The sequence below is a fragment of the Streptomyces sp. NPDC030799 genome (assembly GCF_055572255.1).
Genome location: NZ_JBVIDS010000003.1, coordinates 426,992 through 442,379 on the forward strand (window position 1 = coordinate 426,992; position 15,388 = coordinate 442,379).

At 71.5% G+C, this 15,388-nt stretch carries 12 protein-coding genes; 1 reads left to right on the plus strand and 11 read right to left on the minus strand.

Going from position 1 to position 15,388, the window contains the following annotated elements:
- Positions 1-11: 11 nt before the first annotated feature.
- From ACZ41I_RS09455 to ACZ41I_RS09470, 4 genes are read right to left on the minus strand one after another with little or no spacing between them, the layout of a single operon-like run.
- Positions 12-1,685, minus strand: a complete 1,674-nt coding sequence (locus tag ACZ41I_RS09455; RefSeq protein WP_468513691.1) for a glycoside hydrolase family 13 protein — start codon at positions 1,683-1,685, stop codon at positions 12-14.
- 42 nt (positions 1,686-1,727) lie between these two features.
- Positions 1,728-2,561, minus strand: coding sequence for a carbohydrate ABC transporter permease (locus tag ACZ41I_RS09460; RefSeq protein WP_399769344.1), 834 nt, complete (start codon positions 2,559-2,561; stop codon positions 1,728-1,730).
- Entirely contained in the window at positions 2,558-3,619 is a 1,062-nt protein-coding gene (locus ACZ41I_RS09465) for a carbohydrate ABC transporter permease (RefSeq protein ID WP_399769346.1), read from the minus strand. Before ACZ41I_RS09465 ends, ACZ41I_RS09460 begins: the two co-directional genes overlap by 4 nt.
- Before the next feature lie 10 nt (positions 3,620-3,629).
- On the minus strand, positions 3,630-4,928 hold the full coding sequence (locus ACZ41I_RS09470) for an ABC transporter substrate-binding protein (RefSeq protein WP_399769348.1): 1,299 nt from the start codon (positions 4,926-4,928) through the stop codon (positions 3,630-3,632).
- A gap of 240 nt (positions 4,929-5,168) precedes the next feature.
- On the opposite strand from ACZ41I_RS09470, the gene ACZ41I_RS09475 reads away from it, so the two are divergent.
- Positions 5,169-6,230: a LacI family DNA-binding transcriptional regulator gene (locus ACZ41I_RS09475; RefSeq protein ID WP_363220481.1), complete on the plus strand. Its 1,062-nt coding sequence runs from the start codon at positions 5,169-5,171 to the stop codon at positions 6,228-6,230.
- Between the two features lie 25 nt (positions 6,231-6,255).
- On the opposite strand, the gene ACZ41I_RS09480 is transcribed toward ACZ41I_RS09475, so the two are convergent.
- From ACZ41I_RS09480 to ACZ41I_RS09510, 7 genes are read right to left on the minus strand one after another with little or no spacing between them, the layout of a single operon-like run.
- Positions 6,256-6,900 carry a nitroreductase family protein gene (locus ACZ41I_RS09480; protein ID WP_468513692.1) on the minus strand — a complete coding sequence of 215 codons (645 nt, stop codon included), beginning with the start codon at positions 6,898-6,900 and terminating at the stop codon, positions 6,256-6,258.
- Entirely contained in the window at positions 6,897-7,790 is an 894-nt protein-coding gene (locus tag ACZ41I_RS09485; protein ID WP_468513693.1) for a hypothetical protein, read from the minus strand. The genes ACZ41I_RS09480 and ACZ41I_RS09485 overlap by 4 nt, the downstream gene beginning before the upstream one ends.
- Positions 7,787-8,770 (minus strand): ScbA/BarX family gamma-butyrolactone biosynthesis protein, encoded by a 984-nt coding sequence (locus ACZ41I_RS09490; protein WP_468513694.1) that lies wholly within the window; start codon positions 8,768-8,770, stop codon positions 7,787-7,789. The genes ACZ41I_RS09485 and ACZ41I_RS09490 overlap by 4 nt, the downstream gene beginning before the upstream one ends.
- A 10-nt stretch (positions 8,771-8,780) precedes the next feature.
- On the minus strand, positions 8,781-9,713 hold the full coding sequence (locus ACZ41I_RS09495; RefSeq protein ID WP_363220485.1) for a nucleoside-diphosphate kinase: 933 nt from the start codon (positions 9,711-9,713) through the stop codon (positions 8,781-8,783).
- Positions 9,710-10,804 carry an SDR family oxidoreductase gene (locus ACZ41I_RS09500; RefSeq protein WP_363220486.1) on the minus strand — a complete coding sequence of 365 codons (1,095 nt, stop codon included), beginning with the start codon at positions 10,802-10,804 and terminating at the stop codon, positions 9,710-9,712. Before ACZ41I_RS09500 ends, ACZ41I_RS09495 begins: the two co-directional genes overlap by 4 nt.
- A 37-nt stretch (positions 10,805-10,841) precedes the next feature.
- The gene (locus ACZ41I_RS09505; protein WP_468513695.1) at positions 10,842-12,512 is read right to left on the minus strand and encodes a hypothetical protein; all 1,671 of its coding nucleotides are present in this window, start codon (positions 12,510-12,512) and stop codon (positions 10,842-10,844) included.
- Positions 12,509-15,277: a phosphoenolpyruvate synthase gene (locus ACZ41I_RS09510; protein WP_468513696.1), complete on the minus strand. Its 2,769-nt coding sequence runs from the start codon at positions 15,275-15,277 to the stop codon at positions 12,509-12,511. The genes ACZ41I_RS09505 and ACZ41I_RS09510 overlap by 4 nt, the downstream gene beginning before the upstream one ends.
- Positions 15,278-15,388 lie beyond the last annotated feature (111 nt).

Sequence of the window (15,388 nt, forward strand, 5' to 3'; positions counted from 1 at the left end):
GGCGAGCCGTTCTATACAGCGAGCCAGACCGCTTGGTCGGGTGCGAGGCGGCCGTTCTCGATGGGGGTGCTGGCGACCAGGACCGAGGTGTGGGCGGGCAGGGGGCAGGGGTCGGGCGAGAGGTTGACCACGCAGGTGAAACCGGGGTCGCGGGCGAAGGCCAGGACACCCTCGGGAGCGTCCAGCCAGGTGAGGGTGCCGTCGCCGAGCGCGGGGTGTTCGCGGCGCAGGCGCAGGGCGCCGCGGTAGAGCTCCAGCATCGCCGCGGCGTCGCCGGTCTGCGCCTCGACGCTCAGCTCGGCCCACGCGGCGGGCTGCGGCAGCCAGGGCGCGGCGGAGGCGTCCTCGGGACTGAAGCCGTACGGTGCCGACTGTCCGCCCCAGGGGATGGGCACGCGGCAGCCGTCGCGGCCCCGGTCGGTGTGTCCGGACCGCTCCCAGACGGGGTCCTGGAGCACGTGCTCGGGCAGGTCCTCGACCTCGGGCAGGCCCAGCTCCTCGCCCTGGTAGATGTAGGCGCCGCCGGGCAGGGCGAGCATGAGCAGGGCGGCCGCGCGGGCGCGCCGGGTGCCCAGCGCCAGGTCCACGGGGCCCTCGGGGCGATACGGCTCGTTGGCGGTCCACCGCTTGACCGTCCGGCGGCCGTAGCGGCTCGGGTGGCGCATGACGTCGTGGTTGGACAGCACCCAGGTGGCCGGCGCACCGACCGCGCCGAGCATGGCGAGTGAGTCGTCGATGACGGCGCGCAGCTCCTTCGCACTCCAACTGGACATGAGGAAGTCGAAGTTGAACGCGGTGTGCAGGCCGTCCGGGCGGACGTACGCGGCGAGCCGTTCGGGGGTGTCGGCCCAGGCCTCGGCGACGAACGACCGGTCGCCGGGGAACTCGTCGGCCACCTTGCGCCAGGCGCGGTAGATGTCGTGGACCTCGTCGCGGTCCCAGTGAGGGTGGTCGACGTGCTGCCGGGGCCCCGGTTCGGCCGCTTCCCGGGAGACGAGGGGGCCCAGCACCGCCGGTTCCTGGCGGGGCGGGAGGTCGGGCAGTTCGGGGTGCTTGACGAGTCCGTGGGCGACGTCGATACGGAAGCCGTCCACTCCCCGGCTGAACCAGAAGCGCAGGATCGACTCGAACTCGGCCCGGACGTCGGGGTGTTCCCAGTTGAGGTCGGGCTGCTGAGGGGCGAACAGGTGCAGGTACCACTCGCCGTCGGGCAGCCGGGTCCAGGCCGGGCCGCCGAAGCAGGAGACCCAGTCGTTGGGCGGTTCGGAGCCGTCGGGTCCGCGGCCGGGGCGGAAGACGTAGCGCTCGCGTTCCGGGCTGCCCGGGCCCGACGCCAGGGCCGACTGGAACCACGCGTGCTGGTCGGAGGTGTGGTTGGGCACGATGTCGGGGATGACGCGGATTCCGTGCCGGTGGGCTTCCTCGATGAGCTGCTCGGCCTCGGCCACCGTGCCGAAGAGCGCGTCGATCTCTCGGTAGTCGGCCACGTCGTAACCGTGGTCCGCCATCGGGGACTTGTACCACGGGTTGATCCATATGGCGTCGATACCGAGGGACTTGAGGTACGGCAGGCGGGAGCGGATCCCGGCGATGTCACCGACACCGTCACCGTTGGCGTCGGCGAAACTGCGGATGTAGACCTGGTAGATGACGGCGCTGCGCCACCACGGCGCGGTGCTGGGCATGGTCTGGAGTGGGCCCTTCGGGAGTGCGGGAGAGTGAGGTGTCTACTTGGCTGCGCCGGCGGTGAGTCCGGCGACGATACGGCGCTGGAAGAGCAGCACCATCGCCACCAGCGGGACGGTGACCAGGACGCCCGCCGCCATCTGGCTGCCGAACGGGGTCTCGAACTGGGTCGCGCCGGCGAACTTGGAGATGGCGACCGGCGCCGTCTGCATGGCGGACTTGTTGGTCATCGACAGGGCGATGAGGAACTCGTTCCAGGCGGCGATGAACGTGATGATCGCGGTGGTGAAGATGCCCGGCGCGGCGAGCGGGATGATGACCTTGCGGAACGCCTGGCCGCGGGTGCAGCCGTCGATCATCGCGGCGTGCTCCAGCTCGTCGGGCATCTGCCGGAAGAACGTGGTGAGGTTCCACACGGCCAGGGGCAGCGCGAACGACATGCTCGGCACGATCATCGCCTGGTAGGTGTTGATCCAGCCGATGTCGGTGAACAGCTTCAGCAGCGGAACCACGATCGACACCACCGGGAACATCGAGGTGGCGATGATCAGCGTGAGGATCAGCCGCTTGAACCGGAACTCCAGCCGGGCCATCGCGTAGGCGGTGAACGTGGCCAGCAGCAGCGCCAGTGCCGTGGTGACGCCCGCGACGACCAGGCTGTTGAGCAGTGCTCGGGTGAACCCCTGGGACGGGTCGAACACGGCCCGGTAGTTCTCGAACGACACCGGGGCGGGCAGTAGCGAGGTGTCGAAGATGTCGGAGGTGCGTCGCAGGCTGGAGACCAGCATCCAGTAGAACGGGGCCAGGCAGTAGGCCACCACCACGGCGACTCCCACGTACAGCAGCCGGGTGCGCCAGGTCGCCGTGCGGGTCATGCCGCCACCTCCGTCCGGCGCGGCGCCAGGATGCCCCGCAGCCGCAGCATGCTGCGTTTCCCCTTCGTGCCGTCCCGGTCGCCGACGAGGTCCGCGCCGAGCAGCCGGACGAAGGCGAGCGCGATGAGCAGGACGTAGAGGAAGAGGATCACCGCGTAGGCGGAGGCCGGTCCGAAGCGGACGTTGGAGGCCTCGTTCTGCGCGAGCATGGACAGGGTTTCCACCGAGTTCTTCTGCGCGCCGACGAGGATGTACGGCAGGTCGAACATCCGCAGCGCGTCCAGGCAGCGGAACAGCACCGCCACCAGGAGTGCGGGCTTCACCAGGGGCAGGGTGACGTGCCGGAACCGGCGCAGGGCGCCGGCCCCGTCGATGCGGGCGGCCTCGTAGACCTCCTTCGGGATCACCTGGAGGCCGGCCAGGACCAGCAGCCCGATGAAGGGGGCGGTCTTCCACACCTCGGCGACGACGACCGCGACCTTGGCGTGGAAGCCTTCGGTGGTCCACAGGATCTGGCGTCCGAGGATCGCGTTGGCCACGCCGTTGCTGTTGAAGATCCACCGCCACAGCAGGCCGGAGATGGCCGTGGGCACCGCCCAGGGCACGAGGATGCCCGCTCGTACCAGGGCGCGGCCCCGGAAGGCCTGATGCATGATCAGTGCCATCGCCACGCCGATCACCGTCTCCAGCCCCACCGTGACGACCGTGAAGAACGTGGTGTTCCAGAAGGCGTTCCAGAACCGCCGGCCGTCGGCGCCGAAGATGTCGGCGTAGTTGTGCAGCCCGACGAACGGCTCTGCGGTGCGGATGAATCCGGTCCTGGGATCAAGGCCCTTGGGTCCGTAGAGCGACTCGTGCAGCGCCATGAGTGTCGGATAGAGCACCACGACGGCCAGCACCAGGAGCGTCGGCGAGACCAGCAGGGCCGCCATCCGGCCCGAACCGGCCGTCGCCCGGGCGCGCGTGCGGCGGCGCGGGGGCACCGGCGTGGACGGCTGCCGGGAGGTGCCGCCGCGTGCGTGCACCGGGGTGCCGGGCGGGATCGTCGTGTCGGTCATCACCCGCTCCTCACTGCGCCGTGGACTTCTGCAGCGCGCTCTGCAGGTCCTTGAGCGCCTGCGCGCTGCTCTTGGCGCCGGTCAGCGCGGCGTACGCCTCCTGCTGGATCGCCGAGGTCGCGTCGCCGTACTGCACGACCCGCGGGCGGGGCACGGCGTGCAGGATGGACTGCTTGAGGACGGGCAGGTACGGATACTGCTTGACCAGCGAGGCATCGTCGTACGACGTCGCGTACGGCGGGGCGAGGGAGGCGTCCTTCAAAAACGTGTTCGTGCTGTCCTGGCTGCTGAAGAACTTCATGAAGTCCAGCGCCGTGGCCTTGTTCTTGGCGAAGGAGGACAGGGCGAGGTTGTGACCGCCCAGGCTGGAGGAGCCGGGTCCGTTCAGACCGGGCAGCGGCGCGACCGCGAACTTCCCCGCCAGTTTGCTCTTTTCGGCGAGCGCGTACATGTAGGGCCAGTTGCGCAGGAAGATCAGCTTGCCGGACTGGAATGCCTGGCGGCCGTCCTCCTCCTGGTAGGTGATGGCCTCCTTCGGGATCGTGCCGTTCCTGACGGCGCCGACGAGGAAGTCCAGGCCCTTGCGTGCGCTGGGCGTGTCGACGTCCGGCTTGCCGCTCGCGTCGGTGACGACACCGCCCGCGGAGTTCACGGCCTCGGCGAAGTTGACGGTCAGGCCCTCGTACTTCTGGAGCTGTCCGGCGTAGCACGACATGCCCTCGGCCCCGGGCAGCCGCTTCACCTTGGCGCAGTCGGCGGTCATCTCGGACCAGGTGGCCGGAGGCTTGGTGATGCCGGCCTTCTTCAGCAGATCGGTGCGGTAGTACAGCAGTCCGCCGTCGGAGCTGGCGGGGACCGCGTACAGGCCGCCGCGGTACTTCGCCGTCTCCACCACCGGCTTGAGCATGTTCCGCAGCAAGAACCTCTGCTCGGGCAGGCGGTCGATCCACTGGTGGGCGGCGAACTCCGACGTCCACACGACGTCGAGGGAGAGCACGGTGTAGGCGTCGGACTTCGTCTCCGCGTTCTGGATCATCTGCTGCCGCTGCGAGTCCGCGTCCGTGGGCAGCTGGACGAAGGTGACCTTCTCTTTCGGGTGCAGCTTGTTCCAGCGGTCGATGACCTTCGGCACGACGCCGGAGGTGTCCTTTCCCGCCACGTAGGTGATGGGGCCACGGCCCTCGAAGGATGTGCTCCCGGCCGGCTCGCCCGAGTCACTGCCCCCGTTCGAGCCGCAGGCGGTGAGAAGGAGCCCGGCGGCGGCGAGCGTCGCCGAGCACCGGAGGGCTCTGGTGGTTCTGGTCTTCACTGTCTCTCTCCTGGTCGTGCGGGAACCGAAGTAATGAATCGACGCTGTCGAGACAACGCTTGCACGCTAGGAGTGCACTCGGGCGCAGTCAATCCGTAACTTGCCGGTAGCTCGAACATATCTGGAAGTACAGATGCCCTATTTACTGGCAAAGGATGACATCACGATGGCGTACTGCTGTCGTGACAGCGCTGTCACGACAGCTGGGAGCGAGACCCGTCCCTGTGCTAACTTCCGCTCATGTCACCCGCTCAACGGCACCCCACGATGGCCGACGTCGCCGAACGGGCCGGCGTCTCCCCCTCCACCGTCTCGCGCACCCTGCGCGGCCTTCCGACCGTTTCGCCGGAGGTCCGCGCCCGGGTCGAACAGGCCGCCAGGGAGCTGAACTTCGCGGTCTCACGCCAGGCGGCGAGCCTGGTCACGGGAAAGACCGGGGTGGTGGCGGTGCTCGTACCGACACTCAACTCGTGGTTCATGGGATCGGCGCTGTCCAGCCTGGGTCCCCTGCTGCGCGCGGCCGGCCGGGAACTGAACGTCTATGTCATCCCCGACATGGCCGAGCGCACCGCGTTCTTCGAGCGTCTCCCGGCCCGCCGGAACGCCGACGCGCTGCTGGTCTTCGGCTTCGACCTCACCGATGAGGAGACCGCACGCCTGGACGACCTCGGGATGCCAGTCATCTACGTCAGCCAGCACGCCGAGGGCCGGCCCAGTGTGTACGTCGACGATGTCGCCGGTGCCCTGAAGGCCACCCGGCACCTGCTGAACCTCGGCCACCGCCGGATCGCGTTCGCGCCGACCACGGGGGCCACCGGCTTCAGCTTCAGCTCGCGCGAACGCCTGCTCGGCTACCAGCAGGCGCTGACCGAGGCGGGCATCCCAGTCGACGACGAACTCGTGGTCACCATGGCGGCCGACGACACGCGGGCCCTCGTCACCGGCATCGGGCAGCTGCTGAGCCTGCGCGAGCCGCCCACCGCTCTCTTCGCCGAACAGGACGAGCTGGCCGTGGCCGTCATCCACACGCTGCGCCAGGCCGGCATCCACGTGCCCGACCGGATGTCCGTCATCGGCTTCGACGACCACCAGGTCGCCCCGTGGTTCGACCTCTCCACCGTCGCGCAGTCGCCCTCCGACATGGGCCGGCTCGCGGGGGAACTCGCCCTGCAGCTCATCGACGACACGGCGGCCGACCACGCCCGGCACATCATCCTGCCCACCCAGCTGATTCCGCGGGCGACCACGGCGCCCCGGGCGACGCCCCCGCAGGACGACGACACGGCACAGACATCCCCGTAAGCACCTGTGATCGGCTGGATGCCGGTCAGGTGCCCTGCCAGCCGTCGTGGTGCAGGACCTGCTCCAGCGGCAGTCGCGGCCCCGGCCGGAAGGTGGTGCGCAGCGGGTACGCCGTCGGCAGCAGCGCGCCCTGACGGACGGTGGGCGGCAGGCCCAGCAGGCCGGCGATCTCCTGCTCGCGGTCCAGATGGACCGTCGTCCAGGCGGTGACCAGACCACGGCTGCGGGCGGCCAGCGCATAGCTCCAGGCGGCAGGCAGCAACGAGGCCCACAGGCCGGCCTGGTTGCCGGGGGGCAGCCGTCCGTCGGCCAGTTCGAGACACGGGACGACCAGGACGGGGACCCGGTGCAGCCGGTCGGCGAGCGACCGTGCGGCGGTGAGCACGGAGCGCGTGGCCCGGGGCAGTTGTGCCGGCTGCTCCAGTGCGGCGGCGTTGCGGTCGTAGAAGGCGGCCCGGTACACCTCGGCAACCTTCGCGCGCAGCCGCGGGTCGGTGAGCAGGATCCACCGCCAGTTCTGCCGGTTGTTTCCGTTGGGCGCCTGCAGGGCGATGCCCAGGCAGTCCTTGACGAGTGCCGGATCCACCGGCCGGTCCAGGTCGAGGCCGCGCCGCACGCATCGCGTGGTGGTCAGCAACTCCTCGCAGGACAGCGCAGGTTCGTCGGTCACGGCCACAGCACCGCCCGGGTGATCAGCGCGAGGTACGTGGCCACGACGAAGCCGATCGCGGTGGGCATCGGCCAGGCGCCGCGCCGCGCGGACAGGAAGCGCCGGGTGCCCCAGGCCGGCAGGGCTGCCGCGAGGCAGGGCAGCAGCCCGAGCGGGCCGTCCGGCGCGCACAGCGGCACCTGGCAGCCGACCGCACCGGCTGCGAACCCCGCGGTCACCAGCGCGCTGCGGCGCGGTCCGATGTCCGCCGCGTACAGACGTGCTCCGGGCGGCGCCTCCCAGGCCGTCTTGCGGGCGAACTCGAAGTGCAGGAACACGCAGGCGCTCAGGGCGAGCAGCACCGCGCCGCGCCAGTCGGCGGTGACGGTCCCGGCGGCGACGAGCGAGCCGTACACATAGGCGCCGAGCACCACCTGTACCGGGTAGGTGACCGCCAGGCCGAGCAGCTGACGGTCGCGTACCGCGGACGACAGCCGTTCCAGGGCGGCGAGGAGCAGCCCGTACCCGAGGGCCGCGAGGAGCAGCAGGACGTCCGTGGCCGAGAGGGCGGCGTTCAGGGCCGCCGCCCCGACGGTGATCACGGCCATCGCGCCGCGCAGTTCGGCCGCGGTGATCGCGCCGGTGACGAGCGGCCGGTCCGGGTGGTGCACGCGGTCGTGGGCGAGGTCCTTCTGCTCGTCCAGCATCCGCAGGAACAGCAGCGCCAGTACGACGCTCGTGACCCGCACCCAGGTGGCGCCGGAGGGCCGCCAGGCCCTACCGGTGGCGGCCACCGCCGTACTCTCCAGGGCGAGGACCCACAGCAGCCCGTAGGTGACGTAGAGGTGCGGCCGGAACCTGTGCAGCACAAAACGGCCCAGTCTGGCCGGGGCCGGCGGAAACGACGTCATACGGCTCCGTGGGCTGCCCGGCCCGCGAGGACTCCCGCCCTGCCGGACCGGTCCGGTTCGGCCAGCCGGATCCGGGCCTCGGCGGCGACGGCGCCGGGCTGACGCAGGGTGCACTCGATGCCGGCGCCGGGCAGCACGGGAGCGGTCCGGCACCGGAGCGGCAGGTCCATCTCGGCGAAGCAGCGGAACCGCGCGGTCAGGCCGACCGGCAGCGCCGCGGGTGTGCGGACGGCGCCGGCGGCGACGGCCGCGGTGACGGCGAGCTGGCGGAAGGCCTCCAGCTCCAGCATGCCGGGCACATGGTCGACCCAGTGGTCGTACAGACTCGGATGCGTGGTGTCGACGATCAGATGGGCTGTGCGGGTGCCGTCGTCTGCGGCGCGCGGTGGGGAGATGACCGTGTTGGCCGGGTCACGCCGCCCGACGAGGGCGGGATCGACGCGTGGGCCGGGCAGGGCGACGGGCACGTCGGGCAGGCCGAGTGCGCCCCGCTGACCGGCCCGCAGACGCGTCCAGTCCTCGGGCGGCATCCAGGAGTAGTCGATGCGGGCCAGCAGGGCCTCCTGAGTGCCGATGGTGCAGGTGAAGCGCAGCCGCAGTCCCGTCACCGCGGCCCGGATGCGGAACCGGTGCTCGATGCGGACCGCGATGACGGCCTCGGTGGGAAGGTCACCGCAGGTGAGCGCCGTCGGGTCCGGCACCTCGAACTCGACCGCGCGCAGCAGGAACTTGTGCCCGAGGGGGACGTCGAGGTAGCGGTGGGCCACCACGAAGATGCCCTGCCTGCACGCTTCGAGCAGCAGCAGCGGATCGTGGTGGGTGCGGGGCTCAAGGGTGTCGTGGTAGTAGGCGTGGCGGCGGGGAAGTTGCGCGGCCAGCAGCAGCTCGTCGTCGCTGGGGCGCTCGGCGTCGGTCAGGAAGACCTCGGCGACCGCTGCCCGGTGCACCACTTCCTTGGCGAGTGTCCGGGTGAACTGCATGGACCGCTCCTCACTTCAGGCTGTCCAGGTGGCGGCGCCAGGTTGCGGCGTCGGCCCCGTCGAGCACGGGAACGCGGCCGGGGTGCCGCATGGGCAGCACCTTGGAGCCGACGATGACGGTGTCCCACGGGTCGAGGTCGATCCCGTGCTCCCACGCGGTCTCCAGCAGCAGGCGCGGTGCCACCGCCGGATCGGTGCCCGGGTGCCGGGACACGGCATCGCGCAGTCGTTCGACGGCGGGGTCGAAGTCGAGGTCACGGGGCTTGGTGGCCGCGTACAGCCGGCCGGTCAGCCGCAGGGCGTCCTCGGTGCGGTCCTCGCCGGCGAGGGCGGAGCGGAAGAGGTGGTCGCGTGCGGTGTCGTCGAAGTGGACGGCCAGCTCCCGCAGCACGTCGGCGGGCTCGTCGGGGGTGTGCACCAGATTCAGCAGGTAGCTGTGGCGGCCGAGGAGGTGCCGCAGCTGGCCCGGCCGGCGGGCGTCGGGGTCCGTGGGCCCCTTGAGCCGGGTGAGTTCGACCGACGCGGGGATGTCCAGGTCGTGGCCGGGGCGGACGATCAGCACCAGGGCGTCTGCGTCCTCCAGGAACAGGGCGGCGAGCCTTCTGCGGTGGGGGGTGGCGAGGTTCCACTGGAAGTACCACAGAGCGCGGATCATGGTGCGGGTCAACCGGGTGACGGCCGCTGCGACGATCCTGAAGCCCCGTCCGGTCACCCAGTCCACGGCCGCCTCCAGCCTGCGGGCCACCACGGCGTCCGGCTTCAGCAGCAGCGCGGCGTGCCGGTGGGCGAACCCGGTGACGTCGTCGGTGAGCGCGGCGAGCTGATCGTGGCTCTCCTGGAAGTAGGTGTCCGCGCCGTACAGCCGCTGTTTGGCCGGGTGGCAGGTCAGCAGCGCGGACACGGGTATGCCGTGCGCGGGCCGGGCGAGAGGGTCGGGGGTCATCGGTGGGTGCTCCCGTCGGGTCGGACTGCGGCGGCCGGCGTCCGGCGTGGGGCCGGGCCCAGATAGCCGGTCGCGAGGCAGTGGTCGAGGAGGCGGCGCAGGTACGGCCGTGCACCCGTGAGGGCCGGACGGCTGCTGAAGGCCGCGGCCTGGGAGTCGTCGAAGCGGACGCGCCGCCGGAAGTAGGTGTCGTACAGGGAGATGACACGGTCGTAGTAGGCGCGTTCGCGGCTCGGCAGGGATGTGGCGGAGAACGCGGACGGCGGGACGAAGCGCGGCACCTGGAAGCAGGGGTATTCGGCGAGGACGTCGGAGAAGTCCCGCAGGGTCAGCTCGTGGCCGACCGCGTGCAGGGTGTGGCCTTCTGCGTCCTTCGTGCGGGTGGCGGCCTCGGTGACCAGGGCGGCGACGCGGTCGACCGGGACCAGGTCGAGGACGGCGTCGTAGTGACCGGGCACGGTCCTTACCAGTCCCTGGGTGAGGATCCGGAGCACGGGGTAGATGGTCTTGAAGTCGCGGACGCGGCCGCTGCGGGTGGCGCCGGTGACGATGCTCGGGCGCACCACGGACACCGGCAGGCCGTCCGTCGCGGCTGTGCGGACCATGGTCTCGGCGGTGAGTTTGCTCTTCTCGTAGCCGTTGCCGGGGTGCTGGCCGACATCGAGTTCGTCCTCGCGGGCCATGCCGTCGCGTTCCCCGCACACATAGGCGGTGCTGAGGTGCACCAGCGGGATGCGCACGGCCAGGGCGAGGTCGAGGACGTGCCGGGTACCGACGACGTTGATGCGGTCGTAGCGTTCGTCCGGCAGCCCGAAGTCGGTGACGGCTGCGCAGTGCACGATCCGGTCGGCGATGGCGGCGAGCCGCCGGTCGTCGTCGGTCATCCCGAGGCCGGGGCGGGTGATGTCGCCGGTGATCCGGGTCAGGGTGCCCGGCCCGGGGGTGAGTTTTCTGCCATTGTTGCGGACGATGTCGGGGGTGTGGTGCAGCAGCGCCAGTACGGTGTGGCCCTCGGCGGTGAGCCGGGCGGTCACCTCCGCACCCACGAAACCGCCGGCGCCGGTCACCAGCACCGTCATCGGGTCGGACATCGGTGGCTACCTCCGGACGGAAGGTCGGGCAGGGGGCTCACGGAGCCTGGTGCCGGGGCAGGGCCGGTTGGGGCTGGGTGCCGTGGCCGGTCAGCAGGTCGCGGGCCTCTTCGATGGGCAGTTCCGCGTCGAGGTGGGCGCCGATGCGCAGCCAGTCGTAGCCGAGTTGCAGGGTGGCCCGCCAGGTGTCCGCGGAGTCGAAGGAGAGCGGGAAGGAGTCGGCGCCCGCGGCGGCGCGGACCTGGGCGATGAACCCGCGCAGCTCCGCGAGCAGGCTGTCGCCGTGTTCCGCCGAGTCGACGCTGCGCCGCAGCAGTTCGCCGGCGCGTGCCCCGATCGGCCGAGCGGCCGGGGGCAGCAGCTCCAGGCGGCGTACGAGGTCGGGGTCGGCGGGCAGCGGATGGACGCCATGGGCGCTGAACAGGCCGCGCAGCGCGGCGTGTACGGCGCGGCGCGCGGTGAGTGCGGCGACCCGCCACTGGCCGCGTCGCAGGGCCCCGGTCAAGTCCTCGACGGCGTTCTCGGCCACCACGTTGGACCACACCAGCGCCATGGCCGCGGCGGCGAACCGATCGGCGGGCAGCGGCATCAGATCGACGGCACGGGGCCCGCCGACGGCGGCGCCGTGCACCGACAGCATCGGCTGTGCGGTGGACGGCGGCGGAGTGACCGGACCGGTCGGGGCGGCGAGCGGCAGCGAGGGGGTGACGGTGCCGCCGCCCTTCCAGGCGAGCCGGATCAGCCCGTAGCGCAGGAAGGCGGCCAGCAGCGAGCCGGGGTCGGCGACGCCGGTGCCGGCGGCCGCCGCCAGCACGTGGGGCAGCGGCCGGCCCAGGACGAGGGAGCGCCAGACGGCGCCGGCGTCGTCGCCCAGGGCGAACACGTCGCGCCGGCCGCGGATGACGTGGACCCGTTCGCCGGCCTGCCAGGTGGTCACCCCGGCCACGCGTGCGACGGTGAGCTGCTCGGGGCGCCGGGGGACACCGGTGAGCCCGAGATCCGTGGCGAACGCGAGACAGGCGCCGAGGTGGTCGCGAGCGGCATCCGCGTCACCGGATGCGAGGGAGACGGCCTCCAGCTCCCAGTAGCGGTCGCGTACGTCCGCGCGGCCGGTGCGGTCCAGTTGCAGCGACAGCCACTTGGGTTCGAGGTAGGTCTCGCCCAGGCCGGCTGCCCAGGACTTGACGGTCTGGAGGAGTCCGGCGCGGGTCCAGTCGACGGCCTCGTCGCTCTCGCCGAGGCAGAGCAGCGCCGTCGCCTGCCTGAGGGACTGGCGGGCCCGGTGCGCCCACCAGTCGGCGGTGATCCGCCGGAACCGTTCGACGGGCAGCAGCGCCTTGACCTCCTCGACCAGGGCGTGTCCGCGCAGCGGGTGGCTGTGCAGCAGTCGCTGGCAGCGGTTGAGGAGGTCCTCGGAGAGCCGGCCGGGCCGTTCGGCTGCCTGCTCCACCGCGCGGAACTGGTCGGCGAGCTGCCGTACCGACCGGGTGCGGACCTCCACCCGCCGGCCGTCCACGAAGAGCAGTGACGGCATGGTCGGCGGCTCCTCCGCGCAGCGGGCGACGAGCAGGAAGTCGATGTCGGAGGAGGGGTTGCCGAACCCTTCCGCGATGGAGCCCTCGAGGGTCACGGCCCACTCGACGCCGCCTGGAGGTTCGGCGAGGGATTGGTCGAGCAGATCCTGCAGTTGGTCCTCGGTGAGGATCACGGGTGTGCCTCCGTTCGGGGGCCGTTCAGGGCGGCGGACGCGCCGTGCCGGTCGGGGGTTGCGCCGTGCCGGTCGGGGGTTGCGCCGTCGTCGGGCGGGTCGGTGAGTACGGTGACGGTCCCGGCGGCGCCGTCGACGCGCAGCCGCGTGCCGGTGCGGATCTCGGTGGTGGCGTCCTTGACCTGGACCACGGTCGGGATGCCCAACTCCCGTGCGACGACGGCGACATGGGTGAGCGGGCTGCCGCGTTCGATGACGAGGGCGGCGGCCGAGGGCAGCGCGGCGACCCAGCCGGGGTCGGTGCGGTAGGTGACCAGGACGCCGCCCCCGATGTCGTGCGGGTGGTCGGTGACCACGGCGGCCGCTTCGGCGACGCCGGGGCCGCAGGGGGTGCCACGCAACTCGCGGGCGCCGCTGCGGGCGGCGGGACCGCCGGCCCAGCCGGCCCGCTCCAGGTTGCCCGACCAGTACGGGGCGCCGTGGGTGATGAAGCGGGACGGTGCGTGCAGGGCGGTGTCGGCGGCCAGCTGCCTGCGGCGCAGCGCGGCCAGCTCGCGCAGTTCGGTGTGGACGATCATGCCCTCGTAGGCACCTTTGATCTCCTCCAGACGCAGCATGAACACGTCGTCCCAGGCATCGATGGCACCGGTGCGCGCCAGGTCGCGTCCCAGGGCGCGCAGCATGCGCTTGGCCGCGCCGAAGGCCCGGGTACGGCAGAACCTGAGCCGTTCCCGGTCGGCGAGCGCCGCCCGGGCCTTGCCCCGCACCCGCTCGTACAGCAGCCGGCGCGGGCCGTGCAGGTGTTCGTCGAGGTAGGCGTCGGCCTCACAGCCCCGGTCCCGGGCGCCCTCGTTCGCGGGGTCCCGTAATGCGTCGCGCAGCAGCGTGAACAGTCCAGCCGGGTTCTCGTACAGGTCGGGGACCTCCAGCTTGAGTTCGTCGGGGCTGCGATAGCCGTAGTCGGCGATGTAGGCGTCGACGGCCGCCAGGAACCGGGTGTGGCCGGCCTCGTGCAGCGCCCGGTGGGCCGCGGAGTCGGATGTGTGCTCCAGCAGGTGCAGGATCTCGGGGTCGGCGCGTGCCCGGGCGGCCAGCTCGCGCAGTGCCCGCACCGGTTCGGCCGACTCCACGGTGCCGGCGGGGGCGGCCGCGGCCCAGGTGAACCACTCGGGGGCGTCCGGCAGCCAGCTGCGGGTGAGCAGGGCCAGCAGTCCCACGGAGAGCAGGATGGTGGCGTCCAGGGCCTGCATCGGGCCCCATTTCTCGATGAGTTCGCGCTGCAGCCGACGGAAACGGCGGTAGGTCTCGTCGCCGGGCAGGGAGTCGTAATCGACATCGTTGAAGATTGCGTACGCCCGGTAGAAATCCCGGTGGAACCTCTCCACGGATTTCCGGACGGTGAGAAATCGCCAGGTGAAGACGCTCGTGCGGACCAGTTGTGACAACCGGGCGCGCAGCCCGGAGCGAGGGGTGAACGGATGCAAGGCGTCGGCGGTCTCGTCGGAAATGCTCTCGGCGACCCCGAGGGATTTCTCCAACACGCGCCGGTTGAGCGGGTACAGCGGAGCCAGGCGCACCATGCGGTACCAGTGGAACAGGTTGTAGTAGACCCGTCCGTGGAGGTATCCGAGCAGGTGCGGGGTCCACTCCCCCACCTCGCGCAGTTGCTCGCCGCGTACGCCCAGGGCGCGGGCGTAGCCGTCGTACACCTTGGCGTAGGTGTCGGCGGCGAAGCTGAAGGTGAGGGGGGAGACGACGCCGCCGAAGCTCTCGATGATGTTGGAGTTGTCCCAGATCCGCAGCTCTCCCTCGGGTTCGGGCGCGCGAGCCGGGGTGGTGACCGGGCGGCTCTGCAGGATCCACAGGGTGCCCTCGGCGATGGCCCACTCGATGTCCTGCGGGGCGCCGAAGTGCGCGGTGATGCGGCGCCCGGTCTCGTGCAGCAGGGCCAGGTCTGCGGGGGTCAGGGCGCACCTGGCGCGGTCCTCGGCGGCGACGGGTGACACCCGGCAGCCCGGTCCGGGTCCGGCGTCGTAGCGCTCCTGCTTGTCGCCGATCACCGTGGTGAGGGGCCGGCCGGTGGCGGCGTCCAGGACGACGGTGTCGGCGTCGACCGCGCCGGAGACCAGCCCTTCCCCCAGCCCGTGGACGGCACTGACCAGCTGGCGGTCGGTACGGCCGGTGGTCGGGTCGGCGGTGAACAGCACGCCGCTGCGCTCGGCCGGCACCATGCGCTGGACGATCACGGCGACACCACCGGTACCGGGCGGCAGCCGGCGCTGGGCGCGGTAACGCAGGGAGCGTTCGGAGAAGCCGGAGGCCCAGCAGCGGCGGACATGGGCGGTGACGTCGTCCAGGCCCCGGACATTGAGGAAGCTGTCGAACTGGCCGGCGAAGGAGTGCCGTGCGCCGTCCTCCTCCGCGCCGGACGAGCGGACGGCCACCGCACCGCCGCCGGCCTGCCGGTATGCCAGGGCGATGGCTTCGGTGACGCGCGCGCCGAGCGGGGCGGCCTCGATCAGGCCGGCGACGTCCTCGGCGACCTGCCGGGCCTGCGCGTGCCGGCCGTCGGCGAGCAGCCGGGCCAGGTGCTCGTCCAGACCGCTGCCGCGGCAGAATTCCGCAAAGACGTCCAGGCCGAGGACGGACCAGCGTGGTACGTGAAAACCGGACGTGGTCAGGGTGTGGAGGTTCTCGGCCTTTCCACCGGCCCATTCGGCGATCACGGAATGGTCACTGGACGCTGTGAGAACGTGCAGGGGCAACTCGTTTCCCTTTCAAGGGGGTTACGCAACCGGTGCGCGTTGTGCGATCTCGCCCGAATGTTTCACAGCATGGCCTGTCAAAACATCCGGTGCGCCCACCGCGGATGTTTT

Excerpts from the sequence above, each read along its gene's own strand:
- ACZ41I_RS09460 (WP_399769344.1), bottom strand. The coding sequence starts at position 2,561 with ATGACCCGCACGGCGACCTGGCGCACCCGGCTGCTGTACGTGGGAGTC.
- ACZ41I_RS09495 (WP_363220485.1), bottom strand. The coding sequence starts at position 9,713 with ATGACCCCCGACCCTCTCGCCCGGCCCGCGCACGGCATACCCGTGTCC.
- ACZ41I_RS09475 (WP_363220481.1), top strand. The coding sequence starts at position 5,169 with ATGTCACCCGCTCAACGGCACCCCACGATGGCCGACGTCGCCGAACGG.
- ACZ41I_RS09490 (WP_468513694.1), bottom strand. The coding sequence starts at position 8,770 with ATGCAGTTCACCCGGACACTCGCCAAGGAAGTGGTGCACCGGGCAGCG.
- ACZ41I_RS09485 (WP_468513693.1), bottom strand. The coding sequence starts at position 7,790 with ATGACGTCGTTTCCGCCGGCCCCGGCCAGACTGGGCCGTTTTGTGCTG.
- ACZ41I_RS09465 (WP_399769346.1), bottom strand. The coding sequence starts at position 3,619 with ATGACCGACACGACGATCCCGCCCGGCACCCCGGTGCACGCACGCGGC.
- ACZ41I_RS09500 (WP_363220486.1), bottom strand. The coding sequence starts at position 10,804 with ATGTCCGACCCGATGACGGTGCTGGTGACCGGCGCCGGCGGTTTCGTG.
- ACZ41I_RS09455 (WP_468513691.1), bottom strand. The coding sequence starts at position 1,685 with ATGCCCAGCACCGCGCCGTGGTGGCGCAGCGCCGTCATCTACCAGGTC.